The sequence below is a fragment of the Streptomyces sp. NPDC059788 genome (assembly GCF_042732265.1).
Taxonomy (GTDB): domain Bacteria; phylum Actinomycetota; class Actinomycetes; order Streptomycetales; family Streptomycetaceae; genus Streptomyces.
On sequence record NZ_JBHWHY010000118.1, the window covers coordinates 1 to 582 of the forward strand.

The 582-nt window shown below is 36.6% G+C and carries 1 pseudogene; it reads left to right on the forward strand.

The window, feature by feature from the left end:
- Positions 1-98 precede the first annotated feature (98 nt).
- Positions 99-582, forward strand: a pseudogene (locus tag ACFV57_RS42635) (hypothetical protein); the annotation flags it as partial.

Below are 582 nucleotides of genomic sequence, written 5' to 3' on the forward strand. Positions count from 1 at the left end.
CTTTGAGACAAACCTTTAAGAAGCTGCGTTATTTGATAAATAACAATTTTATAGGACGGCCAAATGAATTACATATAACTTTGACATACAAGAAAAATATGACGGACACGAAAAAACTTTATAGTGATTTTCAAAATTTTATCGACAGGTTGCGTTATAAATACAAGAAAGAAAGTTCGATAGATTATTTATCGGTGGTAGAGCCACAAGGACGTGGAGCCTGGCATTGTCATGTTTTAATGCGCTTTAATGATTTGGATAAGATTTATATTAAAAATGCTGAATTAAGGAGTCTATGGGGTTTAGGATTTGTAACAATCAAGTCATTAAAGGATATAGACAACATAGGAGCCTATTTGAGCGCTTATTTGACTGATATAGACCTAGAAGATGTCCAAGACAGGGAAACAGCCTTAAAAGTGGCTTCAGAGGGCTGTGAGGTGCAAACAAAGATCGTAGAAGGTCGGGAAAAGAAATTTTTAAAAGGCGGACGGCTGCACATGTATCCTTCCGGAATGAATATGTATCGAAAATCAAAAGGGATTGTTAAGCCGGAACGGGAAGAAATGAAGTTCGGAGTCA